Here is a 21,587-nt window from a genome sequence, read left to right on the forward strand (position 1 = left end):
TCTCTATTGTCTATTAATATTATACCACGGTCTTTGAACTTCGCCAGATTGAGCTAAATTCTTCAAACGATAAAAAGAGGCTTCACAATAGACAACATAACAGAAAAAGCCTGAAGAAATCAGGCTTTCTGTGCAAAATCTAAAATTCTTAATCCTTGTTCATAAGGGAGTTTCGTTAATCCTAACTGTTCCCCTGCTCTTCCAAACGATTCATGATGAAAATCTGATCCGCCTGTTTTAAAGACCGTTCTGTTTAAACGCTTTTCTGCGTGATAAGCAAGTTGTAAGAACCGTTCAACATCTTCTGGTTGATGATCGCGATGATACACTTCTATTCCGTCTAAATCTTCTTCTTCAAACCATTGAACGATCTGATCGTCTAGGTCGTAATAAATAGGATGAGCAACGACAGCTATTCCGCCCGCCTTGTGAATCAAAGAAATGGCCTCTTGAGGATTCATTTCGTTTTCTTTAAACACGTAGCAAGGCTTTCCATAGCCTAAGTATTTGTCAAAAGCTTCATGAACAGATTCTACGTACCCTTGTTTTATTAGCGCTTTGGCCAAGTGAGGACGAGAATAGGTCTCCCCTGTTACTTCGGCTTTCACTTGTTCAATCGAGATATTTAAATGATTCTCCTGACATTTCTCAATCATCCGGTCCATTCGTTCTTGTCTCATATTGCGGTGAAAAGCCAAGTTATCCTGCAGTACTTTATTATGAATATCAAAGCCATAGCCTAGAATATCTACGCTTACTCCGTTCGTCCTGGTGGACAGTTCAATTCCATCAATAAATTGCAGTCCGTGCTTTTCGGCAACTAAACGAGCCGTCTCAAGACCAGCAGTAGTGTCATGGTCCGTCAAAGAAACGATATTAAGACCTGCTTTTGCACACAATTCCATTAACACATCCGGTCTGTAGCCACCATCTGAGGCTGTGGAGTGCATATGAATATCTGCCTTTTGATTTGTGTATTCACTCATCATATTATGATTGCCACCAGTGATCGTATCGAGTTACAGGAAGCTGACGCTTATGTTCAGTTATTTTATACTGTTTTTCTAACTTAGCTTTAGCATCGTCGGGGATGTCTTTTCCTTCAAGATAATCATCTATGTGCTCATAGGTAATCCCTAATGCTTCCTCGTCAGATAATAAAGGCTTGTCGTCTTCCAGATCGGCTGTAGGTGCTTTTTCATATAGTGCTTCTGGTGCGCCTAAGTCTTTTAATATCGCCTTCCCTTGTCGCTTGTTTAATCCGAATAGAGGAGCAATATCACAGGAGCCGTCTCCATGTTTCGTAAAGAAACCTGTCACTGCCTCAGCTGCATGGTCCGTACCAACGACTAAACACTGGTAGTGTCCCGCTAAGTCATATTGGACTTTCATTCGTTCTCTCGCCTTCGTGTTCCCTTTAATAAAATCACTCATGGCCTCTCCAGTCCCATCTCGAAATTGGTCAAAGGAGGCGTCCACAGCTGGTTTAATATCCACTCTTACCCGTTGGTACGGATTAATGAAATCAAGAGCCATTTGCGCATCATCTTCATCTGCTTGAACACCATGAGGTAAACGAACAGCAATAAATGTATAGTGATCCGTATCTTCTTCTTGGTTTAGCTCTTCCATTGCTTGTTGGATCAATTTACCGGCTAAAGAGGAATCTTGTCCTCCTGAAATTCCTAGAACGTATCCTTTTAAACCCGTTTTCTTTAAATACGCCTTTAAAAAATCGACTCTAGTCCTTATTTCATCTTGAATATCAATCGATGGCTTGACTTTTAAAGTCGCAATAATATCTTGTTGAAGATTAAGCATTCCTTACCATTCCTTTCAAAGTTAATTACATACTAACGGGTGTAGTTGGAATTCAATTTTTCTTCCAAACGGATTAGTTTCTCCTCGCACCCTTCTTTTTTTAAGATTACTTTTTCTGTTTCTCCGATGAGATCGAAATGAGGAAAGGGGTCCCGATCATGAATCCACGATTCTTTTAAACCGTGATTTTTTCCCCAGCTGACCAATGTTTCTCGATTAGAACAGGCGGCTTTCGTCACTGTTTTATATTGGGGAAAACGGGCATCATACCAGAAATGAGTTAAAAATGAGATATTGCCTTCACTTGCTTGTTTTTTCCAAAGGGATAATTCGTGTTTTGATACTCCAAATGCCATCTCGAATCTCCTTTCACACTCCTATTTAATAATAGAATCCAGATGGATTCAAGACTTATCCCCTCAATTGTCAGCTGATGTTACATGTTTTCCCCTGTTTTTTCCCTTTTACACGTGTTTCTTATCTATATAAAAACTAGAGAAAAACCTGAATGCTGTAGCATTCAGGTTAGGTAATCTTTAGAATTAAATTCTTCCGTTTTCCCGATCTCCTTGCTCGTCGGCGATTTCATTTTTAAATGCTTCAATGCTTTGGTTTCGCTTTTCATTTTTCGCTTGAATCGCCTGTTTATCCTGTTCAGATAAATGTTCATTCTCCATCGTTGATTGTGCTTCTCTAATATTTTCTTCGGTATTCTCTACCATTGATTGTAACCTTTCAACATTGTTTGAACGATCGTCTTTTTTAGCCATAACGAACTCCTCCTTCATAGATTGTACATCCATAGTCTGTTCGTCATCTTGAAAATCATTCACACTTATTTTGTATGTGGTTCGTCTGTTGATTTCTTGTGTTTTTCGTAGGCCTCATGCCATTCGGGAAAGTTTTTCTTTATTTTGATGGGCTTGAATGTTTCAGCATTCACTAACACATGTTCGCTCGTCCCATTTAGACAAGGTTTTTCCTCACTATTTAGAATTTCATAACCATACTTAATTCGAAAGCCGTTATATGATTCGATCCATGTATGGATTGTGACAGATTCACCATATTTAGCTGGGTATTTGTAATTCATTTGCAAACTGGTCACTGGAGACATGACACCTCGTTTTTCCATATCTGCGTATCGAAAACCTAATTCTTCGATGAGCGCAGTTCTACCAATTTCACACCATACTAAGTAATTAGCATGATATACGACACCCATTTGATCTGTCTCAGCATACCTTACTGGGACAACTGTTGTAGTAATCATTTAATTTCTCTCCTCTTCGTTAATGATGGAAAAGTCTTTCGACGTTAAACTAGAAAGGGCTCCTCGATGATTCTCATCATAAATCAATCGGTAAGCTTGATTTTGGATTGCGTCTTCTACTAAATCTTTCATTGCTCTTGCATTTCCTTCTGGAGGATCTTGACTTAATTTCTCTTTTAATAAAGTTCGCGCCTGATCTTCTAGTTCATATCCGAATGATTCAATGTAATACTCAAGGATTTCCACCAGTTCCAATCCTTTATAATCTGCAAATGAGATGGATTTTTTAAAGCGTGAAGCTAGACCAGGATTACTATTTAACAATGCACTCATTGGACTTGAGTAACCAGCTAAAATGACGACAAGGTTCTCTTCGTGCTTTGTCATTTCTTCCACTAACGTATCAATCGCTTCTCGTCCGAAATCTTGTTCTCCCTGATGAATCAACGAGTAAGCTTCATCAATAAATAGAACTCCACCCAGAGCTTCACGGATGATTTTCTTTGTCTTGATCGCCGTTTGACCTACGTAACCGGCGACCAGATCACTCCTGCCAGCAATCACCACATGTCCCCGCTTTAGCAAGTCTAATTCGTGCAAAATTTGACTGTAAATATGGGCAACGGTCGTTTTCCCCGTGCCGGGAGGGCCGGAGAAAACAGCATGAAGTTGAACAGGTACGATAGGAAGACCCTTCGCCTCCCGTTCTTTTTGTATTTTCACAAAGGAAGCAAGTTTTCTCACTTCTTCCTTCACATTGTCTAAACCAATTAATTGATGTAATTTATTCTCACCCGATTGACTTTCATCCGTCTCCGCGCGATCATCCATTAAAAAGGCTTCTTCGTCAAGAATGGTAAAGGTGTCTTTCGAATAATCCTTTTCTTGAGCAGCTTTGGATCCTTGTTGGAATATCGCGTCTAAAACTAAATTCTTGACCGTTCGTGCATTACCAAAGTTCTCATCTACTTTTTCTTTATCGATTTGTTTTCTCAGTTGTTTCAAAGCAGATTCAGTTAAAGAATAGTCATTATCTAACGCCACATGCTCAGCGATTTCCACTAGTTCCTCCATTGAAAAATCAGGCAGATGGATATGATTAGTTTCCGGGAACCGACTTCGCAAACCGGGGTTACTCCAGAGAAAGGTTCGCATTTCATCCGGATATCCTGCTAAGATTACAGCAAATTGACCTGCATACTCTCCGCTCGTCATAGCTGAGACGATCGTATCAATGGCCGTCTGTCCATAATCAGTTCCACTGGCTCCTTCACGTTTTAAACTGTAAGCTTCATCAATAAATAAAATACCACCAACGGCCTCCTGTATTACATTCATTGTTTTTTCTTCAGTTTGACCTACATAGGCTCCTACAAGATGAGAACGATCCACTTCGACAACATTTTCTCTCGGCAAGGCGCCAAGCTGATGATAAATCTTAGCTAAAAGTCGAGCAATGGTCGTCTTCCCAGTTCCGGGATTTCCGGTTAAAATCATATTCAAGTTGCGTTCATTAGCAAAATGGTATCCTTGTCGCTGTCGTTCACGTTGATATTCTAAATAGTAATAATACGTCTTCACTTTGTTTTTGACCTCTTCAATGCCGACCATCGAAGTCAATTCATCAAGGGCATGGCTTTCCGATTCTCCTAAAGATTGACGCCATTCTTCCCATTTTTCGATCTGTTGCTGCAATTCCTTTATTTTTTCAGTCATTTGAGACTTTTTGTCTTTTGAAGAATAAATGCCACTGATCGTCTCGCGATACCCTTCAGCTGAAGCGATCACCGCATCTATTGAATTCCCTATTTGATTCAATAATTTCAATGAAAGAGCTGCATTTTCAACATCTTGATCGCTTACTTGATTCTCTAATGCCTGTTTCATTCTGTCTTGTTTCGTTGAAAGTTGTTGGTGCCACGCTTTGCTTTTGTGTAACAACATCAATAAATGGTCGATAGATTTTCGCTTCCCTTGGCTATGATCTGTTTCTCTAATTTTAGGTAACTCTTCGTCAAACCAAGGTTCGTTCATTAAATCTAATACTAAATGAATAAACAACTCAGACACGAACGTAGAAGAAGGTGATTGTTCAAATGCCTCTATCAATTCTTGATCCACTCGAGTGTCCCACTCCTTTTTCCGGAGAAATCTTGCAGCTGCAACCATCGCTTTAAGCTCACCAGTTAACTGCTTAACTTCTTTATCTTCCTCATCATAAAATTGTTGAAACGAATCTAACAGACGAGCCAATTCTCCTTCTTTCCATTGATGGGAAGGAGTCCTTTGCCATTTTATTAAAGAGGATTTTAAATGCTCAAAACCTTGAAGAGATTGTTCCATATTTTTCACCTCGTTTTTCCTTTGGTCTCACTTTCCACGTGCCGTAGGTTACGCCGCTAATCACTAATAGAGCACCTACAATATGTACAAGTAATAACTTTTCACCTAGAAGGATCGTAGCTAAAATAACTGCCGACAACGGCATGAGATTAATGAAAATAGACGCTCTAGCAGCACCAATCATTTTAATTCCTTGATAATACATGATAAAACTAAGGACGGAAACAATCAAACTCATATGTAGAATGGATCCCCACGTTAACAGACTAGCTTGCTGTAGTTCCTCAATAGTTGTTTCCACAAAAACAAACGGAAAAAGCATCAACGTTCCAATAACTACGGCGTAGGTCGTAGTCGTGATTGAACTCAGCTTTTGCAAGGCAACTTTTCCTAAAACACTGTACAATGCCCAACAGACAACAGCCAGCAATAAGACCAAGTCAATTGGTGCCAATCCTGATTCAATAATTTGTTGGAACTGTCCTTCCGTTATAATGATCGTTGCCCCTGTTAATGCCAATACTAACCCTATAATGTTCCGTTTAGTAATGGCTTCCTTTAGAAAAAGCCCTGAAAGAACGACAATTAATATAGGGTTTGAAGCAATAAACAATGAACTCTTCACAATCGGAGCATCACGTGTAGCTATAAAAAAGGCAATATTATAAAGAGCAATGCCTGTTAATCCAAGCAAACTGACAAGAATCCATTCTTTCCCTTGTGGTCTCCGACTTCCCTTATCCATGAAAAGCATAATTGGAATGAGTAAAATCGCAGCAAAAAAGAACCTGAAAAAAGCGACAACTAATGGGCTTAAATCTTCCGTAGCATAACTTCCTGCTATAAATGCACTTCCCCAACTGCTTGTTGATAGGGCAAGCATCACATAAACAAGCCAAGGCTTGTTAATTAATAAACGCTTCATGAATCGATTCCCCTTTTTCTCCACTAATGGAAATATATCTTATTTTGGCTATTTGAAGATGGCTATCGTCATTCATAGAATAACATCTACATTGAAATTAGAGTAACCTGAAAATAAATAGGTTTGTTCTCTTGTTATGACAACCACTCGTATCATCGTGTATAATAATGCTGTTGTCATTATGCAAAGGAGATCTGTTATGTACCGAAAAGGCCTCGTTCTATTAGGAAGTACTCTCGTCATACTTGCTCTTGTATTTTATCATGAGTCGTTACTCCATTGGATTCAAAATAATGAACAAGACCATGTCTTTCTGACGATCATCATCGCCACAACCATGTCATTGTTCCCGGTCATTCCATACCCTTTAGTTGGGAGTGTGATCGGCGCAGTATACGGACCTGGACTAGGAGCAGTTATTATATGGGTTGGCTCTACATTGGCGTCCATCTTATTCTTTTCACTTATTCGCTATGGCGGCTTTCATACTCTTGGCACAAAAATTTTATTGAAGTTTTCAGCAACAAAGAAGCTCACCTTATTATTTGAGCGAAATGCCTTTATGTCCATCACCATTATGAGGATGATTCCAGTCATTCCGTCCATTATCATTAACGCCTATGCCGCTTTGAGTCGTGTAAGGTTTGTCATCTACGCCATAGGTTCTGGGCTTGGAAAAATCCCTTCTATGACACTGTTTGCCTTTGTCGGTCACACGATTGTGACTGATCCAATCGAATTGATTTATATGATTGTCATTTACACAATCTTTCTAGCTATTGTTTATTCTGGGTACAAGCTTTGGCTTAGAAAAGTTGAGAAACAAGCGATAAACAATCAACCTCTAACCGAAAATGAAAAATAAATAGATAAAAGCATTCTCATGTTTTGACGTGAGAATGCTTTTCTTCTTAATTAAACAATTTTAACAAACCTTAAGATCCTGTAACTTACGGCTCCGATTAGTCCACCTAACGTATTTAAAATCACATCGTCTACATTCGCTACCCTGTATGTAAAGATATATTGGTTCACTTCAATAAACACGGAAAGCATCATAGCAAGAATAACTGTTAATATTATACTTGTAGCCCTTTTCCATTTGCGGATACGCTCCACGACGATAGGAAAAAGCAATCCAAATGGAATAAACAAAATCACGTTTCCGCCTAAAATTCTGAATGGAGCAACCCAATTTTCACTATATACAGCAATGTTGTAAATACTTAAAAATGGTTCTAAATTATAGTTTCTTCCGCCAGGGCCATGAGGACCGAATGATGATCCAAAATTCCATGCAAATAATGTAACATAGAACAACATCGACATATAAACGATGAAAGTAAATACAATGAATGGGGTTGGAAAGGTTTGCTTCTTTTTCTGATAATTGGCCAATGGGTGCACTCCTTACAATGTTACGTTCCATTGCTCCATTATCATACGGGATTGAAGGTTTGACAAGTAAAGTTTCTCCGCCCCCATCGTTAGTTTAAAGAAAGGAACCGAATTGAAGCTGAGAACACAAGAAAAAGGAACAGAAAGTCCTGTTCCTTTGTAACGAAAGACCCGCTATTATTTCCCTTTTTCAGGTACGTAATCTGGTTGTTCAGAGCCTTTAGTATTCATTTTCTTTCCTTTGTTGGAATCGCTTTTTCTTGGTTGTGTACCTAAATGATCAGGTCTATATTGTTCGGACTTATTTCGATTTCCTCCCAAAAATAACACCTCCTTTTCGGCTTATGTTATTCATTCCCTAACCGGTCCATGTGGCGCTTATCAATTCGTTCCTCGATCTTGGCCATTTCCTTCTCATCTTTCATCAATGTAGAAACGTTTTGTTTAAATAATTCTTCGTATTTCTGTTTCATTCTTTTCCTCATCACTCTTCCTCCTTCCACTTAGATCATCATTTACATTATCAGCCAGATGTCAGACCATTTATACTATAGCCTTTTACATAGAAGGATTCTTCTTACTTAAATAAACTTTACCTGCCCCATCTAAAGTCATCAAAAATATCTCTTTCACATGATTAAAGCCATGTAATTGAATTTGTTCATCCACCCATTTTCTTGATTTCACTTTTTCGATATTAGCGTCAATGTAATGCCCGTCCTGAATGAGTACTGTTGGATAGCCTTTATCCGCAATTTCCTTATTTACATCATCAGGTGTTAACGAGTCATACTTTGATTTTTTGATGGCACTAATTTGTCCATTTGACTCCAACACGGCATAATCAACCTCTGTTAAATCGATGGAATTATTTAACCTTAAATCCATCATTAACGATTCGACCGTCACTTTGGCTTTAGACATTTCCTTATGAAGAATGATTCCTTTCTCCATGAGTATGATTGGTTCATCTTCTATTATTCGGCGGAATCGAGGCGTTTTTAACGCGATATAAGATAAAAACAAGTGAATACCAGCAATAAAAGCAGCCGCAGAAAGAGGACCTGCAAGTGGCAATTCTCCATCTGATAGCGGTTCTCCCACAACATCACCTATGATGACACCAAATAGAAAATCAATCGGATTCATTGTTGTCATCGAGCGTTGCCCTAACACTTTGATCAGAAGAAAAATATATATGTAGACAATTCCTGCTCTTATTAAAAAGCCCGAAATCGAAAGACCTTCAGCACCTTGCCAAAAATCAAACACTCTCATCACCTACTTCTTATAAACATGCTACGAGTTAGTATATCGTCATAAGAGAGATTTATACGATCCGCATTCACTGAATTGTGATTTAGCATAATTCATTTAATTTTGAGCAGAATTAAGTTCAAATCAACCCTATGATTATACAAAAAAGGTGCCCCGTAATGGGACACCTTTTATTAGTTACTTTTTAATTTTTGCCAATGTGTTACGAAGAACCATTGGTAAGATCCCGCCGTGACGATAGTAGTCAATTTCTACTTCACTATCGAAGCGAGCTAATACTTCAAAGCTTGTTTCTTTACCATTTTCAGGATTTGTCGCCACTACTGTTAAGTGATCACGAGGTTGAATATCGTTAGTCACCTTCACATTGAAGTGCTCTTTTCCTGTAAGACCTAGTGAATCGGCATTTTCACCCGCTTTGAACTGTAATGGAAGAACGCCCATAAGAACTAGGTTACTGCGGTGAATACGCTCGAAGCTTTCTGCAATAACTGTCTTGATTCCTAATAACGTTGTTCCTTTTGCAGCCCAGTCACGAGAACTACCCATTCCGTAATCTTTACCTGCAAGAACGATTAAGCCTGTATCTGTTTCTTTATACTTCATACATGCATCGTAAATGGCCATGACTTCACCTGTTGGCCAGAACGTCGTATAACCGCCTTCTGTTCCAGGAGCAAGTTGGTTTTTAATACGGATATTAGCAAACGTACCACGCATCATCACCTCATGGTTTCCTCGACGAGAACCGTATGAGTTGAATTGTGCTGGCGAAAGACCTTTTTCGATAAGATATTTTCCGGCAGGGCTATTTTTCGCAATAGAGCCTGCAGGTGAAATATGGTCCGTAGTAACAGAGTCACCAAACTTCGCTACGCCTCGAAGCTCTTTTAACTCCTTCACATCTTCTGGCTCTGGAGATAAGTCTTCAAAGAACGGCGGATTTTGGATATATGTTGAATCGGAATCGAAAGTATAAAGATCACTTTCAGGAGTATCTAATTTGTTCCATTCTTCGTTATCATCAAATACTCGTTCGTATTCCTTCTTAAACAACTTTGGATCTACCGCATGCTTCATCATGTCTTGAATTTCAGCATTTGACGGCCAAATATCTTGGAAGAATACATCGTTGCCATCTTGATCTTGACCTAGTGGTTCATTATAAAGATCAATATCAACCGTACCTGCTAATGCATAAGCCACAACTAACGGAGGAGATGCTAAATAGTTCGCTTTCACTAATGGGTGAATACGTCCTTCGAAGTTACGGTTACCACTTAATACAGAAGAAACGGTTAAATCTTCATCAGCAATTCCCTTTTCAATCTCTTCTGGAAGAGGACCACTGTTTCCGATACACGTTGTACAGCCGTACCCGACAAGGTTGAAGCCAAGTTGATCGAGGTAAGACATTAATCCTGCATTCTCTAGGTAACCTGTTACAACTTTAGATCCTGGTGCTAAGCTTGTTTTAACATAATCAGGAACATTCAAGCCTTTTTCTACCGCTTTCTTCGCTAATAAACCTGCCCCTAACATAACGTGAGGGTTAGATGTATTTGTACAGCTTGTAATCGCAGCAATAGCTACAGCACCAGTTTTTAGCGTAGAACTCTTACCATTTGGATGCTTAACCACAGTTTGTTTGGCAATTTCTTCTGGAGATAAGCCAAAACCTTGGTTTCCAACAGGTGCAGTTAATGCTTTTTGCCACTCTTGTTTCATTTGAGACAATGGAATTAAATCTTGTGGACGCTTAGGACCAGATAAATTCGGCTCAATCTCAGATAAATTAACCTCTACAACTCTCGTAAATTCAGGATCAGTTCCCTCACCAGGAGTATAGAACATTCCATTTGCCTTCGTATATTTCTCAACAAGCTGAACCAACTCTTCACTTCGACCAGTGAAACGTAAATAATTTAATGTTTCATCGTCAACAGGGAAGAAACCAACAGTTGCCCCGTATTCAGGTGCCATGTTGGAGATAGTTGCGCGATCAGCTAATGTCATGTCAGCCAGTCCAGGACCGAAGAATTCTACGAACTTCCCAACAACACTTTGTTGACGAAGAATTTGCGTCACTTTCAAAGCTAAGTCAGTTGCAGTAGCGCCTTCAGGCATAGCCCCTTGTAACTTCACACCTACAACTTCAGGAACAGGGAAGTAAGATGGTTGCTTCAGCATGCCAGCTTCGGCTTCAATTCCACCAACACCCCAGCCTAGAACACCTAAGCCATTGATCATCGTTGTGTGGGAATCCGTTCCAACTAATGAGTCAGGATAGGCCACTTTCTCACCTTGTTCGTTTTTCGCTTCTTGAACCACATTTGCTAAGTATTCCAAGTTCACTTGGTGAACAATACCGGTAGCAGGTGGCACTGCTCTATAGTTATCAAGGGATTTTTGAGCCCAGTTTAAGAACTTATAACGCTCTTCATTCCGTTCAAATTCCAATTCCATATTACGCATGAGGGAATTGGCTCCCCCGAAAGCGTCTACTTGGACAGAGTGGTCTACAACGAGATCCACTGGAATCGCTGGATTAATTTCTTTTGGATCACCATTCATGTCTGCCATTGCTTTACGTAAAGAGGCAAGGTCAACGACGGCAGGAACACCAGTGAAGTCTTGCAAAATAACACGAGAAGGCTTAAAAGGTACGTCAATCGTTTTTACTTTATCTGTACCAAATCTAGCCAGATTCTCCACGTGTTCTTCTTTTATGACTTTACCATCATATTGTCTTAGTAAAGACTCTAAAAGGACCCTTATTGAATAAGGAAGGTTGGTAACGGTTCCAAGTCCGGCGTCTTCAATCGCCTTTAGGTCATAATAATGATACGTTTCTCCATTCACATCAAAGGTTTTCTTTGAGTTATACAATGCTTGATTTTCTTTTGTCATATGTATTCCCTCCTTCAAGTACTATCATATAATACATTTTCTTAATTGTCTAAAACCTTTTTTCGAAAATTTGTCACATTTTCACTATAACACTATAACACTTTCCCCTCATACCTGTATATGAAAACGCTCACTTTGCTTTCATTACGCTTAGCAACTCTCTGAACCCTCATGGATATTAACAAAAAAATCCAGCTTCTTAAACGAAGCTGGATCGACAATTTATACAGTCAATTCTTAAGTTCAAATTTAAACTGTTCCAATTCTTGAGCATATTGATCAAGCTGCCTTTTTTGATGCTCTGAAGCAACGGAATAAGCTTTGTTAATGATTTGGGTTGCTTCATTTATTTCCTGTTCAGCCAATTTGACTTGGTGCCCGAATTCCGGCGAATAAGGATCCAGTTGAGTCACGGCTTCTTCTAATTGTGTATATGCTTGTTGGGCGTGTTCAAACGCTTGCCGTTTGTTTTTCTCATAAGGCATAGATGCATTCCCCCTTTATTTTCATGGCGATCATTTATAGTATGGATTTTCATGATCAGAGTATGCTAAAAGAATGAAAAACCATAAAGGAGGTTTATGTCTTGGAGAAAAACACGTTCAAAAGCCAGCGACGGTCAAACCCTAAATCTGAAGGAGAACAACCTGGTCAACCGGCACCAATGAAAGGATCTCACAAAACAAAGAAGAAAAACCACGTGTCACAGACAAATGGAGAGGGATAATCCCTCTCTTTACTTATGTCTATCTAAGTCTGCTAGAAGTGTTTCCATGATCACCATCTCTTCCTCAGTGATCGTTCGAAAGTCAATAAAAACCCTGTCTTCTTTAATTCTTCCGATCAAAGGAATCTTTCCCTTTCTTAGGAAAGCCTCCACATCATTAGCCGACGTCCTTTGTTTCTCCACAGTGAATCCCCATGTAGGTAGCTCTTCTGTGGGCATGGTTCCTCCGCCTACTTTCGAAACGTCTTTTTCTTTTGAAAACGAAAGGGTATCGTATTTTTTTTGGATACGAGTGATAAATTGGTCCAGTTGAGTGGAAATCTCCTGCTGTGTTTTCATGATATCGCGGATCGCAGGAATGTCTTTCATGGCGTCACGGTCATAGACATAATCAAACAGTGTCGTTTCAAGAGCTGCTAACGTCATTTTATCAACACGCAAGACACGTGCTAACTGATGTTTTTTCAGCTTAGTGATGAGTTCTTTGCTACCTGCGATAATTCCAGCCTGAGGTCCACCTAGAAGTTTGTCACCACTAAAAGAAATCAAATCTGCCCCGTTCAACATCGATTGTTTAACCATCGGTTCATCACCGATGCCTTCGTTCATATAAGGAAAAAGCGATCCGCTTCCTAAATCTTCATAAACGATAATCGGGGCCTGATCCTTGTTTTCACGGGCAATTTCTTTTAGTTTTTTAACAGACACTTCTTCAGTAAACCCGATGGTTTTGAAATTACTCGTATGGACTTTCATAAACATTTTTGTCTCGTCTGTAATGGCATGCTCGTAATCATAAGGGTGAGTTTTATTCGTAGTGCCTACTTCAACGAGAGTGGCGTCACTTTCTTCCATTATGGAAGAAACACGGAAAGAGCCACCTATTTCCACTAATTCTCCTCTTGAAACAACAACTTCCGAGCCTTTTGTCAATGCACGTAATATCAAGTAAACCGCTGCAGCATTATTATTTACCACCATGGCAGCTTCGGCACCCGTAGCTTTTATGAGAAGATCTTCAATAATGCTGTGCCGAGAACCGCGACCTCCCGAACTGATGTTGTATTCTAAATTTGAGTAGTATTTCGACGATTGTATGACTTGATTCATCGCTCTCTCACTCAGGCGAGCTCTCCCTAAGTTTGTATGTAAAACCGTACCAGTACCGTTAATGACTCTTCTGAGTATGTAAGGATGGTACTTCTTCGCTCGAAGTTGAAGTTGCTTATGAATAAATGACGTATATTCTTCTCGAGACCAAGACCGAAAAGATGTACTTTCTTCGTTCAATAATTGTTGGCGAAGTTGACCTAACTCTTCATTAGTCCATTCTTTTAATAGCGATTTCGGAACACCATATGTGCGATGGATTATGGACAATTCTTCTGAGTCTAGCACTTCATGAACAGGTGGCAATTTTTTTAATAAGCTCATAAGCAGCCTCACTTTCCTATAATTACCTATTATAAACGTTACTTAATCTGGTTATTCTATTTACTGAAGACAGGTCAATGACCTTCTTCAAACGAGTGAATGTTTTTGAAGGTTTCGTTTATATGTACCTTGAGGGGTGGTTCGCTTGAATAACGTATGAAAGCAACAGCATCGGCAAGGAATGTAACTAAACGAAAGTAATGAGGTGTTAACAAAAGATAAACATCGACTTTACCCTAGAAGAAACACAAATTCACTCGAGAAAAAGGTGGTCTTTAGAGACCACCTTTTTCAATTTGCATGCATATAAAATTTTAGTTGTGACGATCATAACTCAAAACGCTTACATATATGTGCTAATATGTAATATTTATTCCCCTTTACCAAACGTTTCTCTTTCGCGGGCAATTTCTTGCTGTTCCCTGTAATCCTTCGCAAATCCGGCAGCATAAATAGCAACTCCAATGCCGATCCCGACACTTAGCCATTTAATAAAGATTTTCACCATGTTTCCCTCTCCCCTTTCATCGATGCATTTATTAACTCCCAATTCTTATTATACAAAAAGTAGGACAAGTTGAAAACCAATTATAAGCGCCACTGAAAAGAGCCTAGTTCTCCTTCGCTTTGTGGCGCTCTTCTTCTTTTGTAGTGTTTGCTACTCGATTTGTGGCGTTCTTTCTTATTTATGTTGCGCTCTCCACTCGATCTGTGGCGCTCCTTCTTACTGTTGTTGCGCTCGCTATTATTCGATTAACTCCCGTAATTCTTGATGGATTCTAATTGATTAATGACTTCCTTATGATCAGGGAATTGGTCTGTTTCCCACTTGGAGTATATCTTCTTTCCATTCACTGAAATTTCAAAAGCTCCACCCGAACTTGGGATTAGCTCCATTGATTCGATGTCTGTTCTTAAATCCTCAAACGCGTCCTCTGCGAAACTCGCAGCTTTAGGGGCGTAGTTTCACTGCATGCAAAATTCTACTGTAACCTTTAATTTCATTGGAAAAACTCCTTTGTGAAAGTTTTGTGAATTTTTGTTGATTTGAACTCATTTTAAAAGATCATTTGTCGGAGGTCAATAAAAAGGTTTATAATGAGAACTAGAAAAAAGGAGGTGGCTCAGAACATGGTAAAAAATCTATTTTCTTCAGAAAAAAGGTTAACGCAAATGACCAAAAAAGCAGGATGAGGATGCAAAATTGGTCCTGACGACCTGGCGCAAGTTTTGCGTCATTTACCTTCAAAAGATCAAGACGAGCGACTCCTCGTCGGGCTTGACACTTCAGATGATGGCGGTGTGTATCAATTAACAGACGATATTGCATTAGTGCAAACGGTCGATTATTTCACGCCTATCGTCGACGATCCATATATGTTCGGACAAATCGCCGCAGCTAACGCATTGAGTGATGTGTATGCCATGGGTGGTGAACCAAAGACGGTATTAAATATTGTTGGATTCCCAATTAAAAAGCTTCCACACGATATGCTTGCGAAGATTTTAAAAGGGGCTGCTGATAAAGTTAAAGAATCAGGAGCGGTCATTGCTGGAGGTCACTCCATCGACGATCAAGAGCCTAAATTCGGATTAAGCTGTACGGGTGTCGTTCATCCAAACAAAATATTCAAAAATGTTGGTGCGAAGCCAGGAGATCAATTAATCTTAACGAAACCTTTAGGTGTTGGTATCCTTACTACAGCAATAAAATTTGGAAAAGCTTCTAAAGAAGAAGAAGAAACAGCAACAACAACGATGGCTACCTTGAATAAAGTGGCCGCTGAAGTTCTCAAGAACTATCATCCCCATGCCGTAACTGATGTAACAGGGTTTGGATTACTCGGTCATGGATATGAGATGTCTAATGGTAGCGATGTTAGTTTCGAAATTGACTATAAGAATATCCCACTGATTGACGGAACTGTGAATCATGCTAAGAATGGTGTGATCCCCGGTGGAGCAAGAGATAATCATAAATGGTTGGACGACAATATCCAGTACGATCAATCGCTAAAAAAGCACGACCAACTCATCCTTTGTGATTCAATCACTAGTGGAGGACTTCTGATTAGCCTGCCTGAGGAAGAAGCAGACAGATACGTAAGTGAAATGAAGGAAAAATCTCCTTTTAGTGCTGAAATTATTGGAAGAGTCACAGAGAAAAAAGAGAAATCTATTTACGTCTTGAAATAAAACACGATTAGCTTTATCTGATATGAAGCCAACCCAGCTGTTAAATCTAGGTAGCCAAAATAAAAAAGATCGCTTCATTGCGGTCTTTTTCTTCAATTATTTTATACAAGGAGTCTCCCCCATGAACCTAAAACGCATGGAAACGTTTATTACCCTGATGGAAACGCAAAGTTTTTCCTTGACTGCAAAAAAATTAGGTATGAGTCAACCGGCCGTCAGTCAACAATTAAAACTGTTAGAAAGCGAAGTCGGTACTACCCTTCTCCAAAGAGACCAATTCTCCTTAACTAGAGCTGGACAGATCATGTACGATCGTGGAAAAAAAGTATTAAAAGACCTAGATAGCTTAGAGGCTGAAGTAAAGCTTGCAGAAGAGAAAGTGTCAGGTCTTGTTAAAATAGGTGCTAGTACTGTTCCTATCACCCATTTACTTCCATCCTTTCTTAAGCATGTAAGCGAAACGTATTCAGACCTTTTTTATCATATCCAGACTGGTGGCACGATGTCGATTATAGATCTTGTTTCAAAAGGAACATGTGATGTAGGCTTCGTAGGAACTGAAGAGGTTCCAGAAACGTTAGCCAGTCTCCCCATTTATAATGACCGGCTCGTTCTCATCGCACCACCTCAATGGGATAAAGATACTGATATCAAGACCATTTGTCAGATGCCGTTCGTTTCTCGCGAGAAAAATAGTGCCACGAGAAAAGAAATGGAAAGTTTGCTCACAAAAGAAAACATCAAAGACTTGAAGCCAGTCGCTACTGTGCAAGACTCAGGAGCGGTGCTGGCCTTTGTAGAAAACGGACTTGGTTTTTCAGTTATGTCGTATTTATCTGTACATAAAGCGGTTGAAGATAAAAGAGTCCAAGTGATCCATGAATTTACTCCCTCTCGGAAATTTTCATTTATTTATCGGAAGAAACAGGCCAATGATCCGGTCATTAAAGCTCTAGAAAATATTTGTCGAAACTTTCGGAAAAATCGATCATAGCGTAACAAAAATACCCCTATTCAGTGGACAATGAGTAGAGGTATTTTTTATATGCTGGTTTTATTTTTTTGGCTTACTTTCCTAACATTCTGCTCCACCAATTCCGTTCGAATTCCCATGTTTTCAATTCCTGCTTTTTAGTCAAGAAATTCATCACCCGGTCTTGATTTTTAGAAAAAGAAAGATCAACGGTTTGGTCCAACATGACGCGCAGCTTGAACCAAGAAGGATTCATCATCACATGTTCAAAATCTTCCCATGGATGCTTTTCTAAAAGGTTCACGTCCCGGTCATCAATCACTTCGAACAAATATAAATAGATATCTGAAAAAACGGCATAAAAAGAACCTTTTTTTATTTTCCCTATTTTTACAGGAACAGATAAAGTAACTTCTACATTTTTAGTTTGAAACCATTCTCGAACAAGCTTATCATGATCTGTCGTTTGCTTTTTTTGTTGATCCATGGATTTCACCACCTGACCATTCATCATGTCTCTCGCTTTATTTATACCATATTTTCTACATAAATGTTCTCCATTTCTATAATGAACGCCATCTCATTTATATGTCCTTTGGGAAATTGATTCACACAGAATTTTCTTCCAAGGATATCTCTCTTTACAAAGGGAATGATAATGGCTGTACACCTTTTTAAATTCAATTCTTAGGGGGATTTCGCTATGGGCTTTTTTGACTGGTTTTATGGAAAAGAAGAGACGCGTAAAGAGAGGCGTCAAGGTGATCAAGAGGCAGATACAGAATTTGCGGACGAGGCGGCGCACCTCGACCTTCGCGAAGAAGAACTGGATATTGACAAACATCGCAATGAAACGGGTAATGTGACTCTTCACAAAGATGTCATTGAGGAAGAACAAACGGTAAATGTTCCCGTTTCACATGATCAAGTCGTCATTGAGCAAAGAGAAATCAATCATCAACCTACAAATGAACCGATCACGGAAGAGGAAGAGGTCCACATCCCGGTTACTGCCGAGGCCGTAGAAACCGATAAGCATACGGTCGTTACTGGTGAAGTTACTGCCCAAAAGCGGTCTGTTGAAGAAACCGAACAAGTCAGAGATACCATCCACAAAGAAGTTGCAGATATCGATGTAAACGGAGAGGTAGACGTTGAAGCGAAAGGTGATACAACTATTGATAGAAGATAGGTTATTTGAGGGTGACATAAAGGTGCCTCAACCCTTTAGTCACCCTCTTTTTCCATTCGATACTTTTAAAGCAGCCTTTAAGGAGGACATATGGCTAAATATTTGATCATCGGAGCGATCATAGGTGCTGTCATTGGTTGGCTCATGAATGTTCCAATTTCAGGTGGGGCCGTTCTAGGAGCCGCTGTTGGAGGAATGAGTTATACATTCACAACGAAAAGAAATACCTCTAATGGAGATATAACTGAGGCTAATGAGGAGAAGATTCAATTAAAAGAAGAACAATTAGACATAAGAAAAAATCGTATTCAAACAGGTGAAGTAAATGTTCATAAAGAAGTCGTAGAGGAAGATAAAACATTTACTATTCCTGTTAAACGTCAAGAATTAGTCGTTGAAGCGGGCGATGAAGAAGAATACAGAATTCCTTTAAAAGAAGAACAGATAGAAATAAACAAACAGCCGGTAAAAGTGAATGAAGTGACCCTCTCTAAACGTCAAGTCCACGACGTGGAACAAGTAACTGAAACGATAAAAAAAGAAGAGATAGACGTTGATACGGAAGGAGATGCCTCTATAATAGAAGAAGACACCCCGCTATAAATTTAAACGCTTCTCGTCAGGGTCATTTTTCCTCTTTGCTATCATGTCAACAAATCGTTGATTAAATTAACAAAACCAGTGTATAATAATACTAAGAAAAGACCGCTAGTGCTGTAACACTAACGGTCTGTAATCGTTCAGTTCCCTTCAAAGGGGATTGGCGTAGATGGTGACCATAAAATAAGCCCTTGATCTACTGAGCCGTTAACTCAGAGGGGCTTATTTTTTATGGTTAAATGCCAGAACGGCAACAATTAACATCCCAAAAGAGATCATTAACGTTAACGTCTCTGCAAATGTAACCATAGGCATCACCCCCTTTCACGGAGATGAAGCCAACCCCTATGAGTTCATGAACAATTACTCTTACATTATACCAGTTTTACTAGAAAAGACGATAAATTTTGGAAGCGAGTTATACTTTTTACTCCACCTCTTCCCTGGAAAAATTAAGCTTATCCCACTCGTTCTCAATTACTTCCCTGGTTCTTTGACCCAAACACGCTCCTGGTCCTCTCGTTTTGTGTAGCCGCTTTTGTCGACCAATTCCATTAAAGGCACTAAGTACTTGCGAGTCAAACCTAACGTTTGCTTTGCTTCTTGTAGAGTAAATCGCTCTCCTGTCTGGTCATACAAGTCACTTAACGCTTTGGTAAATGACTTAGCCGATACTAGATGCTTTTCATCTAATTCCTTCATCCATTGCTGACGAACGAGGAAATGTTTTAACTCTTGCGCCCATTGATCAGGAAGCCCTGCACGCTCCAAAATGACACTGAAGGGTTCGACTTCTAACTGTTGATCCATTAGTGTTTCCTCCACTTGCTTCATTCGTTTCTCCCACTGTTTAGGATATCCCGGCTCAAATGTGGTCGAAGCGACAGCGGAGCCTCTTTTTTTCATACGACCGTCGGTAATTGCTTGATCAATGACTGATGAGGCTATCTCTTTCCCGTATGGATTTAAATCTTGCTTTAATTGAGCTAACTCCATGCCGTCTCTTAATGGAAATTCGTTGTGATACGTGAGTAATTCCTCTTCGATGATTTCAAGCATTTCTTCATAAGTCTTCGCTAATAAGTAATGGTTGCCAAAACGAAGGAGAGTTCCTTCTTCCAAAAGGGGGTTAACGAATTCATTGAAATCATCGTCAGACAGTGACAATTCTGCACATACTTCTTTTTTGGACAATGCCTTTTTAAGTTTCAATAAGTCCATCAGTCGTTCTTCTGGAGAACCTTCTTTTTTACGCTGCAACTTTTCGATCGTCGCTTCACCGAATTTATATTTCTCCCCTTGAGGATCAATCACCACCCCGCCGCCAATCGTTTCCATTGGAGATGGTCTGCGTAAAATAAAGCGGTCGCCCCGTTTTGTTACAACAGGGTCATCTAGTCGAAGTTGGCAGAGGACGTTCTTATCTTCTGATAACTCATTTCGATCGAAGAAAACGATCTTTCCGTAAACCTCTGCAGTTCCAATATGTAATTTGATATAGCCTCGTTGTTTCACAGGGTATTTTAATTGATCTACCGTGTCCAAGGAAATATCAATAGTATTCGTCGTGCTGTAATGTTGCGTTGAAACAAGCACATCTCCGCGATTTAATTCATGTTTCGATATCCCGCCCAAGTTCACTGCAACACGCTGGCCTGCTCGGCCTGATTTCTGTGGTTCATGGTGAACTTGAAGCTGCCTCGCACGAACCTTCTTTTGTTGTGGAAGAATTTCCAATGTGTCTCCTTCACGTACTTCCCCTTCATACACCGTACCTCTAACTACTGTGCCCTGGCCGTGAACGGAAAATACTTGGTCTATAGGCAGTCGAAACGCCCCTTTGGCATCTCGCACCGGAATTGTCGATAGTTTTTGCTTAATGATTTCACGCAGTTCGGGGATGCCTTTTTGTGAAAGACTATCGACAAAGACTAACTCAGACCCTTCAAAAAATGTCCCTTCAACTTGATCTGAAATGTCTGCTTCAATGAGTTCAATCATTTCTTCTTCCACTTGATCCATTTTTGTGACAACAATTAGTCCTTGATGAATTCCAAGCAGATTCAAAATGTCTAAGTGCTCCACCGTTTGAGGCATGACACCTTCATCTGCAGCCACGACGAGAAGAACTAAATCGATCCCCGCCACTCCCGCAATCATTTGCCTAATAAACTTTTCATGTCCTGGGACGTCGATGACCGACACTTGTGACTCATCATCTAATGTCAAAGGAGCATAGCCTAACTCAATGGAAATGGCCCGCTCTTTTTCTTCCTTTAATCTATCTGTATCTATATTTGTCAACGCTTTAGTTAATGTCGTTTTCCCATGATCAATATGTCCTGCCATACCAATGGTATAAAATCGTTTTGACATCTTGTCCCCTCCAATTTCCCTAACATAATGCACTCTTATCTTCTTTTATTTTAACATATCACGATTGAAGATATCGTAAACTGACGCGTCATTAGGGAAATCAGGAGAGTTTTTCTGACAAAGCTAACCCACTCCCGAAAA

24 protein-coding genes and 1 pseudogene are annotated in these 21,587 nt (G+C 39.7%); 6 read left to right on the forward strand and 19 right to left on the reverse strand.

The genetic code is table 11. The annotated features are described in order from the left end of the window. Positions 1–119 precede the first annotated feature (119 nt). The 7 genes from CR194_RS07050 to CR194_RS07080 all read right to left on the reverse strand — a co-directional run bounded on the left by CR194_RS07050 (position 120) and on the right by CR194_RS07080 (position 6,362). Positions 120–986, reverse strand: coding sequence for a PHP domain-containing protein (locus CR194_RS07050; protein ID WP_110609006.1), 867 nt, complete (start codon positions 984–986; stop codon positions 120–122). A 4-nt stretch (positions 987–990) separates the two neighbouring features. After that, the gene (gene nadE / locus CR194_RS07055; protein WP_110608894.1) at positions 991–1,821 is read right to left on the reverse strand and encodes an ammonia-dependent NAD(+) synthetase; all 831 of its coding nucleotides are present in this window, start codon (positions 1,819–1,821) and stop codon (positions 991–993) included. A 32-nt stretch (positions 1,822–1,853) separates the two neighbouring features. Continuing rightward, complete coding sequence (locus CR194_RS07060; protein ID WP_110608895.1) at positions 1,854–2,177, reverse strand: hypothetical protein; 324 nt, start codon at positions 2,175–2,177, stop codon at positions 1,854–1,856. Between the two features lie 186 nt (positions 2,178–2,363). Continuing rightward, positions 2,364–2,591 carry a small acid-soluble spore protein Tlp gene (tlp, locus tag CR194_RS07065; RefSeq protein ID WP_110608896.1) on the reverse strand — a complete coding sequence of 76 codons (228 nt, stop codon included), beginning with the start codon at positions 2,589–2,591 and terminating at the stop codon, positions 2,364–2,366. 65 nt (positions 2,592–2,656) lie between these two features. Further along, the gene (locus CR194_RS07070; RefSeq protein ID WP_110608897.1) at positions 2,657–3,094 is read right to left on the reverse strand and encodes an acyl-CoA thioesterase; all 438 of its coding nucleotides are present in this window, start codon (positions 3,092–3,094) and stop codon (positions 2,657–2,659) included. Then, positions 3,095–5,437 carry an AAA family ATPase gene (locus CR194_RS07075; protein ID WP_233254252.1) on the reverse strand — a complete coding sequence of 781 codons (2,343 nt, stop codon included), beginning with the start codon at positions 5,435–5,437 and terminating at the stop codon, positions 3,095–3,097. Continuing rightward, a complete protein-coding gene (locus CR194_RS07080) occupies positions 5,412–6,362 on the reverse strand; it encodes a DMT family transporter (protein WP_110608898.1) in 951 nt (316 codons plus the stop codon). Before CR194_RS07080 ends, CR194_RS07075 begins: the two co-directional genes overlap by 26 nt. Before the next feature lie 199 nt (positions 6,363–6,561). Here CR194_RS07080 and CR194_RS07085 point away from each other — a divergent pair, with 199 nt between their 5' ends. Continuing rightward, positions 6,562–7,227 carry a TVP38/TMEM64 family protein gene (locus CR194_RS07085; protein ID WP_110608899.1) on the forward strand — a complete coding sequence of 222 codons (666 nt, stop codon included), beginning with the start codon at positions 6,562–6,564 and terminating at the stop codon, positions 7,225–7,227. Positions 7,228–7,277: 50 nt separating this feature from the next. Here CR194_RS07085 and CR194_RS07090 read toward each other — a convergent pair whose 3' ends face one another. The 6 genes from CR194_RS07090 to CR194_RS07115 form a co-directional block, all read right to left on the reverse strand. Next, complete coding sequence (locus CR194_RS07090) at positions 7,278–7,760, reverse strand: VanZ family protein (RefSeq protein WP_233254253.1); 483 nt, start codon at positions 7,758–7,760, stop codon at positions 7,278–7,280. 177 nt (positions 7,761–7,937) lie between these two features. Continuing rightward, on the reverse strand, positions 7,938–8,081 hold the full coding sequence (locus tag CR194_RS07095; RefSeq protein ID WP_110608900.1) for an acid-soluble spore protein N: 144 nt from the start codon (positions 8,079–8,081) through the stop codon (positions 7,938–7,940). Between the two features lie 26 nt (positions 8,082–8,107). Next, positions 8,108–8,245, reverse strand: a complete 138-nt coding sequence (locus CR194_RS07100) for an FbpB family small basic protein (RefSeq protein WP_110608901.1) — start codon at positions 8,243–8,245, stop codon at positions 8,108–8,110. A 73-nt stretch (positions 8,246–8,318) separates the two neighbouring features. Next, positions 8,319–9,032, reverse strand: coding sequence for a DUF421 domain-containing protein (locus CR194_RS07105; protein WP_110608902.1), 714 nt, complete (start codon positions 9,030–9,032; stop codon positions 8,319–8,321). Between the two features lie 183 nt (positions 9,033–9,215). After that, positions 9,216–11,948, reverse strand: a complete 2,733-nt coding sequence (acnA, locus tag CR194_RS07110) for an aconitate hydratase AcnA (RefSeq protein ID WP_110608903.1) — start codon at positions 11,946–11,948, stop codon at positions 9,216–9,218. 230 nt (positions 11,949–12,178) lie between these two features. Next, on the reverse strand, positions 12,179–12,433 hold the full coding sequence (locus CR194_RS07115) for a hypothetical protein (protein WP_110608904.1): 255 nt from the start codon (positions 12,431–12,433) through the stop codon (positions 12,179–12,181). A gap of 101 nt (positions 12,434–12,534) precedes the next feature. Between CR194_RS07115 and CR194_RS07120 the strand changes: the two genes are divergently transcribed. Then, the gene (locus tag CR194_RS07120) at positions 12,535–12,675 is read left to right on the forward strand and encodes a small acid-soluble spore protein P (protein WP_110608905.1); all 141 of its coding nucleotides are present in this window, start codon (positions 12,535–12,537) and stop codon (positions 12,673–12,675) included. Between the two features lie 9 nt (positions 12,676–12,684). On the opposite strand, the gene selA is transcribed toward CR194_RS07120, so the two are convergent. From selA to CR194_RS07130, 3 genes and pseudogenes are all read right to left on the reverse strand, one after another. Continuing rightward, entirely contained in the window at positions 12,685–14,109 is a 1,425-nt protein-coding gene (gene selA / locus CR194_RS07125; protein WP_110608906.1) for an L-seryl-tRNA(Sec) selenium transferase, read from the reverse strand. 370 nt (positions 14,110–14,479) lie between these two features. Next, on the reverse strand, positions 14,480–14,617 hold the full coding sequence (locus CR194_RS20240) for a hypothetical protein (RefSeq protein WP_158282196.1): 138 nt from the start codon (positions 14,615–14,617) through the stop codon (positions 14,480–14,482). A gap of 245 nt (positions 14,618–14,862) precedes the next feature. Next, positions 14,863–15,063: pseudogene (locus CR194_RS07130) on the reverse strand (Rdx family protein); the annotation flags it as partial. 177 nt (positions 15,064–15,240) lie between these two features. On the opposite strand from CR194_RS07130, the gene selD reads away from it, so the two are divergent. Then, entirely contained in the window at positions 15,241–16,305 is a 1,065-nt protein-coding gene (gene selD, locus CR194_RS07135; RefSeq protein WP_110608908.1) for a selenide, water dikinase SelD, read from the forward strand. 121 nt (positions 16,306–16,426) lie between these two features. Continuing rightward, positions 16,427–17,299, forward strand: coding sequence for a LysR family transcriptional regulator (locus tag CR194_RS07140; RefSeq protein ID WP_158282197.1), 873 nt, complete (start codon positions 16,427–16,429; stop codon positions 17,297–17,299). A gap of 73 nt (positions 17,300–17,372) precedes the next feature. Here CR194_RS07140 and CR194_RS07145 read toward each other — a convergent pair whose 3' ends face one another. Next, positions 17,373–17,765: a hypothetical protein gene (locus CR194_RS07145; protein ID WP_110608910.1), complete on the reverse strand. Its 393-nt coding sequence runs from the start codon at positions 17,763–17,765 to the stop codon at positions 17,373–17,375. A gap of 216 nt (positions 17,766–17,981) precedes the next feature. On the opposite strand from CR194_RS07145, the gene CR194_RS07150 reads away from it, so the two are divergent. Both CR194_RS07150 and CR194_RS07155 read left to right on the forward strand, forming a co-directional pair. After that, positions 17,982–18,470 (forward strand): YsnF/AvaK domain-containing protein, encoded by a 489-nt coding sequence (locus tag CR194_RS07150; RefSeq protein WP_110608911.1) that lies wholly within the window; start codon positions 17,982–17,984, stop codon positions 18,468–18,470. A 90-nt stretch (positions 18,471–18,560) separates the two neighbouring features. Then, positions 18,561–19,073, forward strand: coding sequence for a YsnF/AvaK domain-containing protein (locus tag CR194_RS07155; RefSeq protein ID WP_110608912.1), 513 nt, complete (start codon positions 18,561–18,563; stop codon positions 19,071–19,073). A gap of 219 nt (positions 19,074–19,292) precedes the next feature. Here the strand turns inward: CR194_RS07155 and CR194_RS20510 are convergent, their stop codons facing one another. Together CR194_RS20510 and selB are read right to left on the reverse strand one after the other, a co-directional pair. Next, entirely contained in the window at positions 19,293–19,385 is a 93-nt protein-coding gene (locus CR194_RS20510) for a putative holin-like toxin (RefSeq protein WP_233254254.1), read from the reverse strand. A 162-nt stretch (positions 19,386–19,547) separates the two neighbouring features. Continuing rightward, entirely contained in the window at positions 19,548–21,446 is a 1,899-nt protein-coding gene (gene selB, locus CR194_RS07160; RefSeq protein WP_110608913.1) for a selenocysteine-specific translation elongation factor, read from the reverse strand. Between the last annotated feature and the right edge of the window lie 141 nt (positions 21,447–21,587).

Origin of the sequence: Salipaludibacillus keqinensis (genome assembly GCF_003226325.1) — a bacterium.
GTDB lineage: Bacteria > Bacillota > Bacilli > Bacillales > Salisediminibacteriaceae > Salipaludibacillus > Salipaludibacillus keqinensis.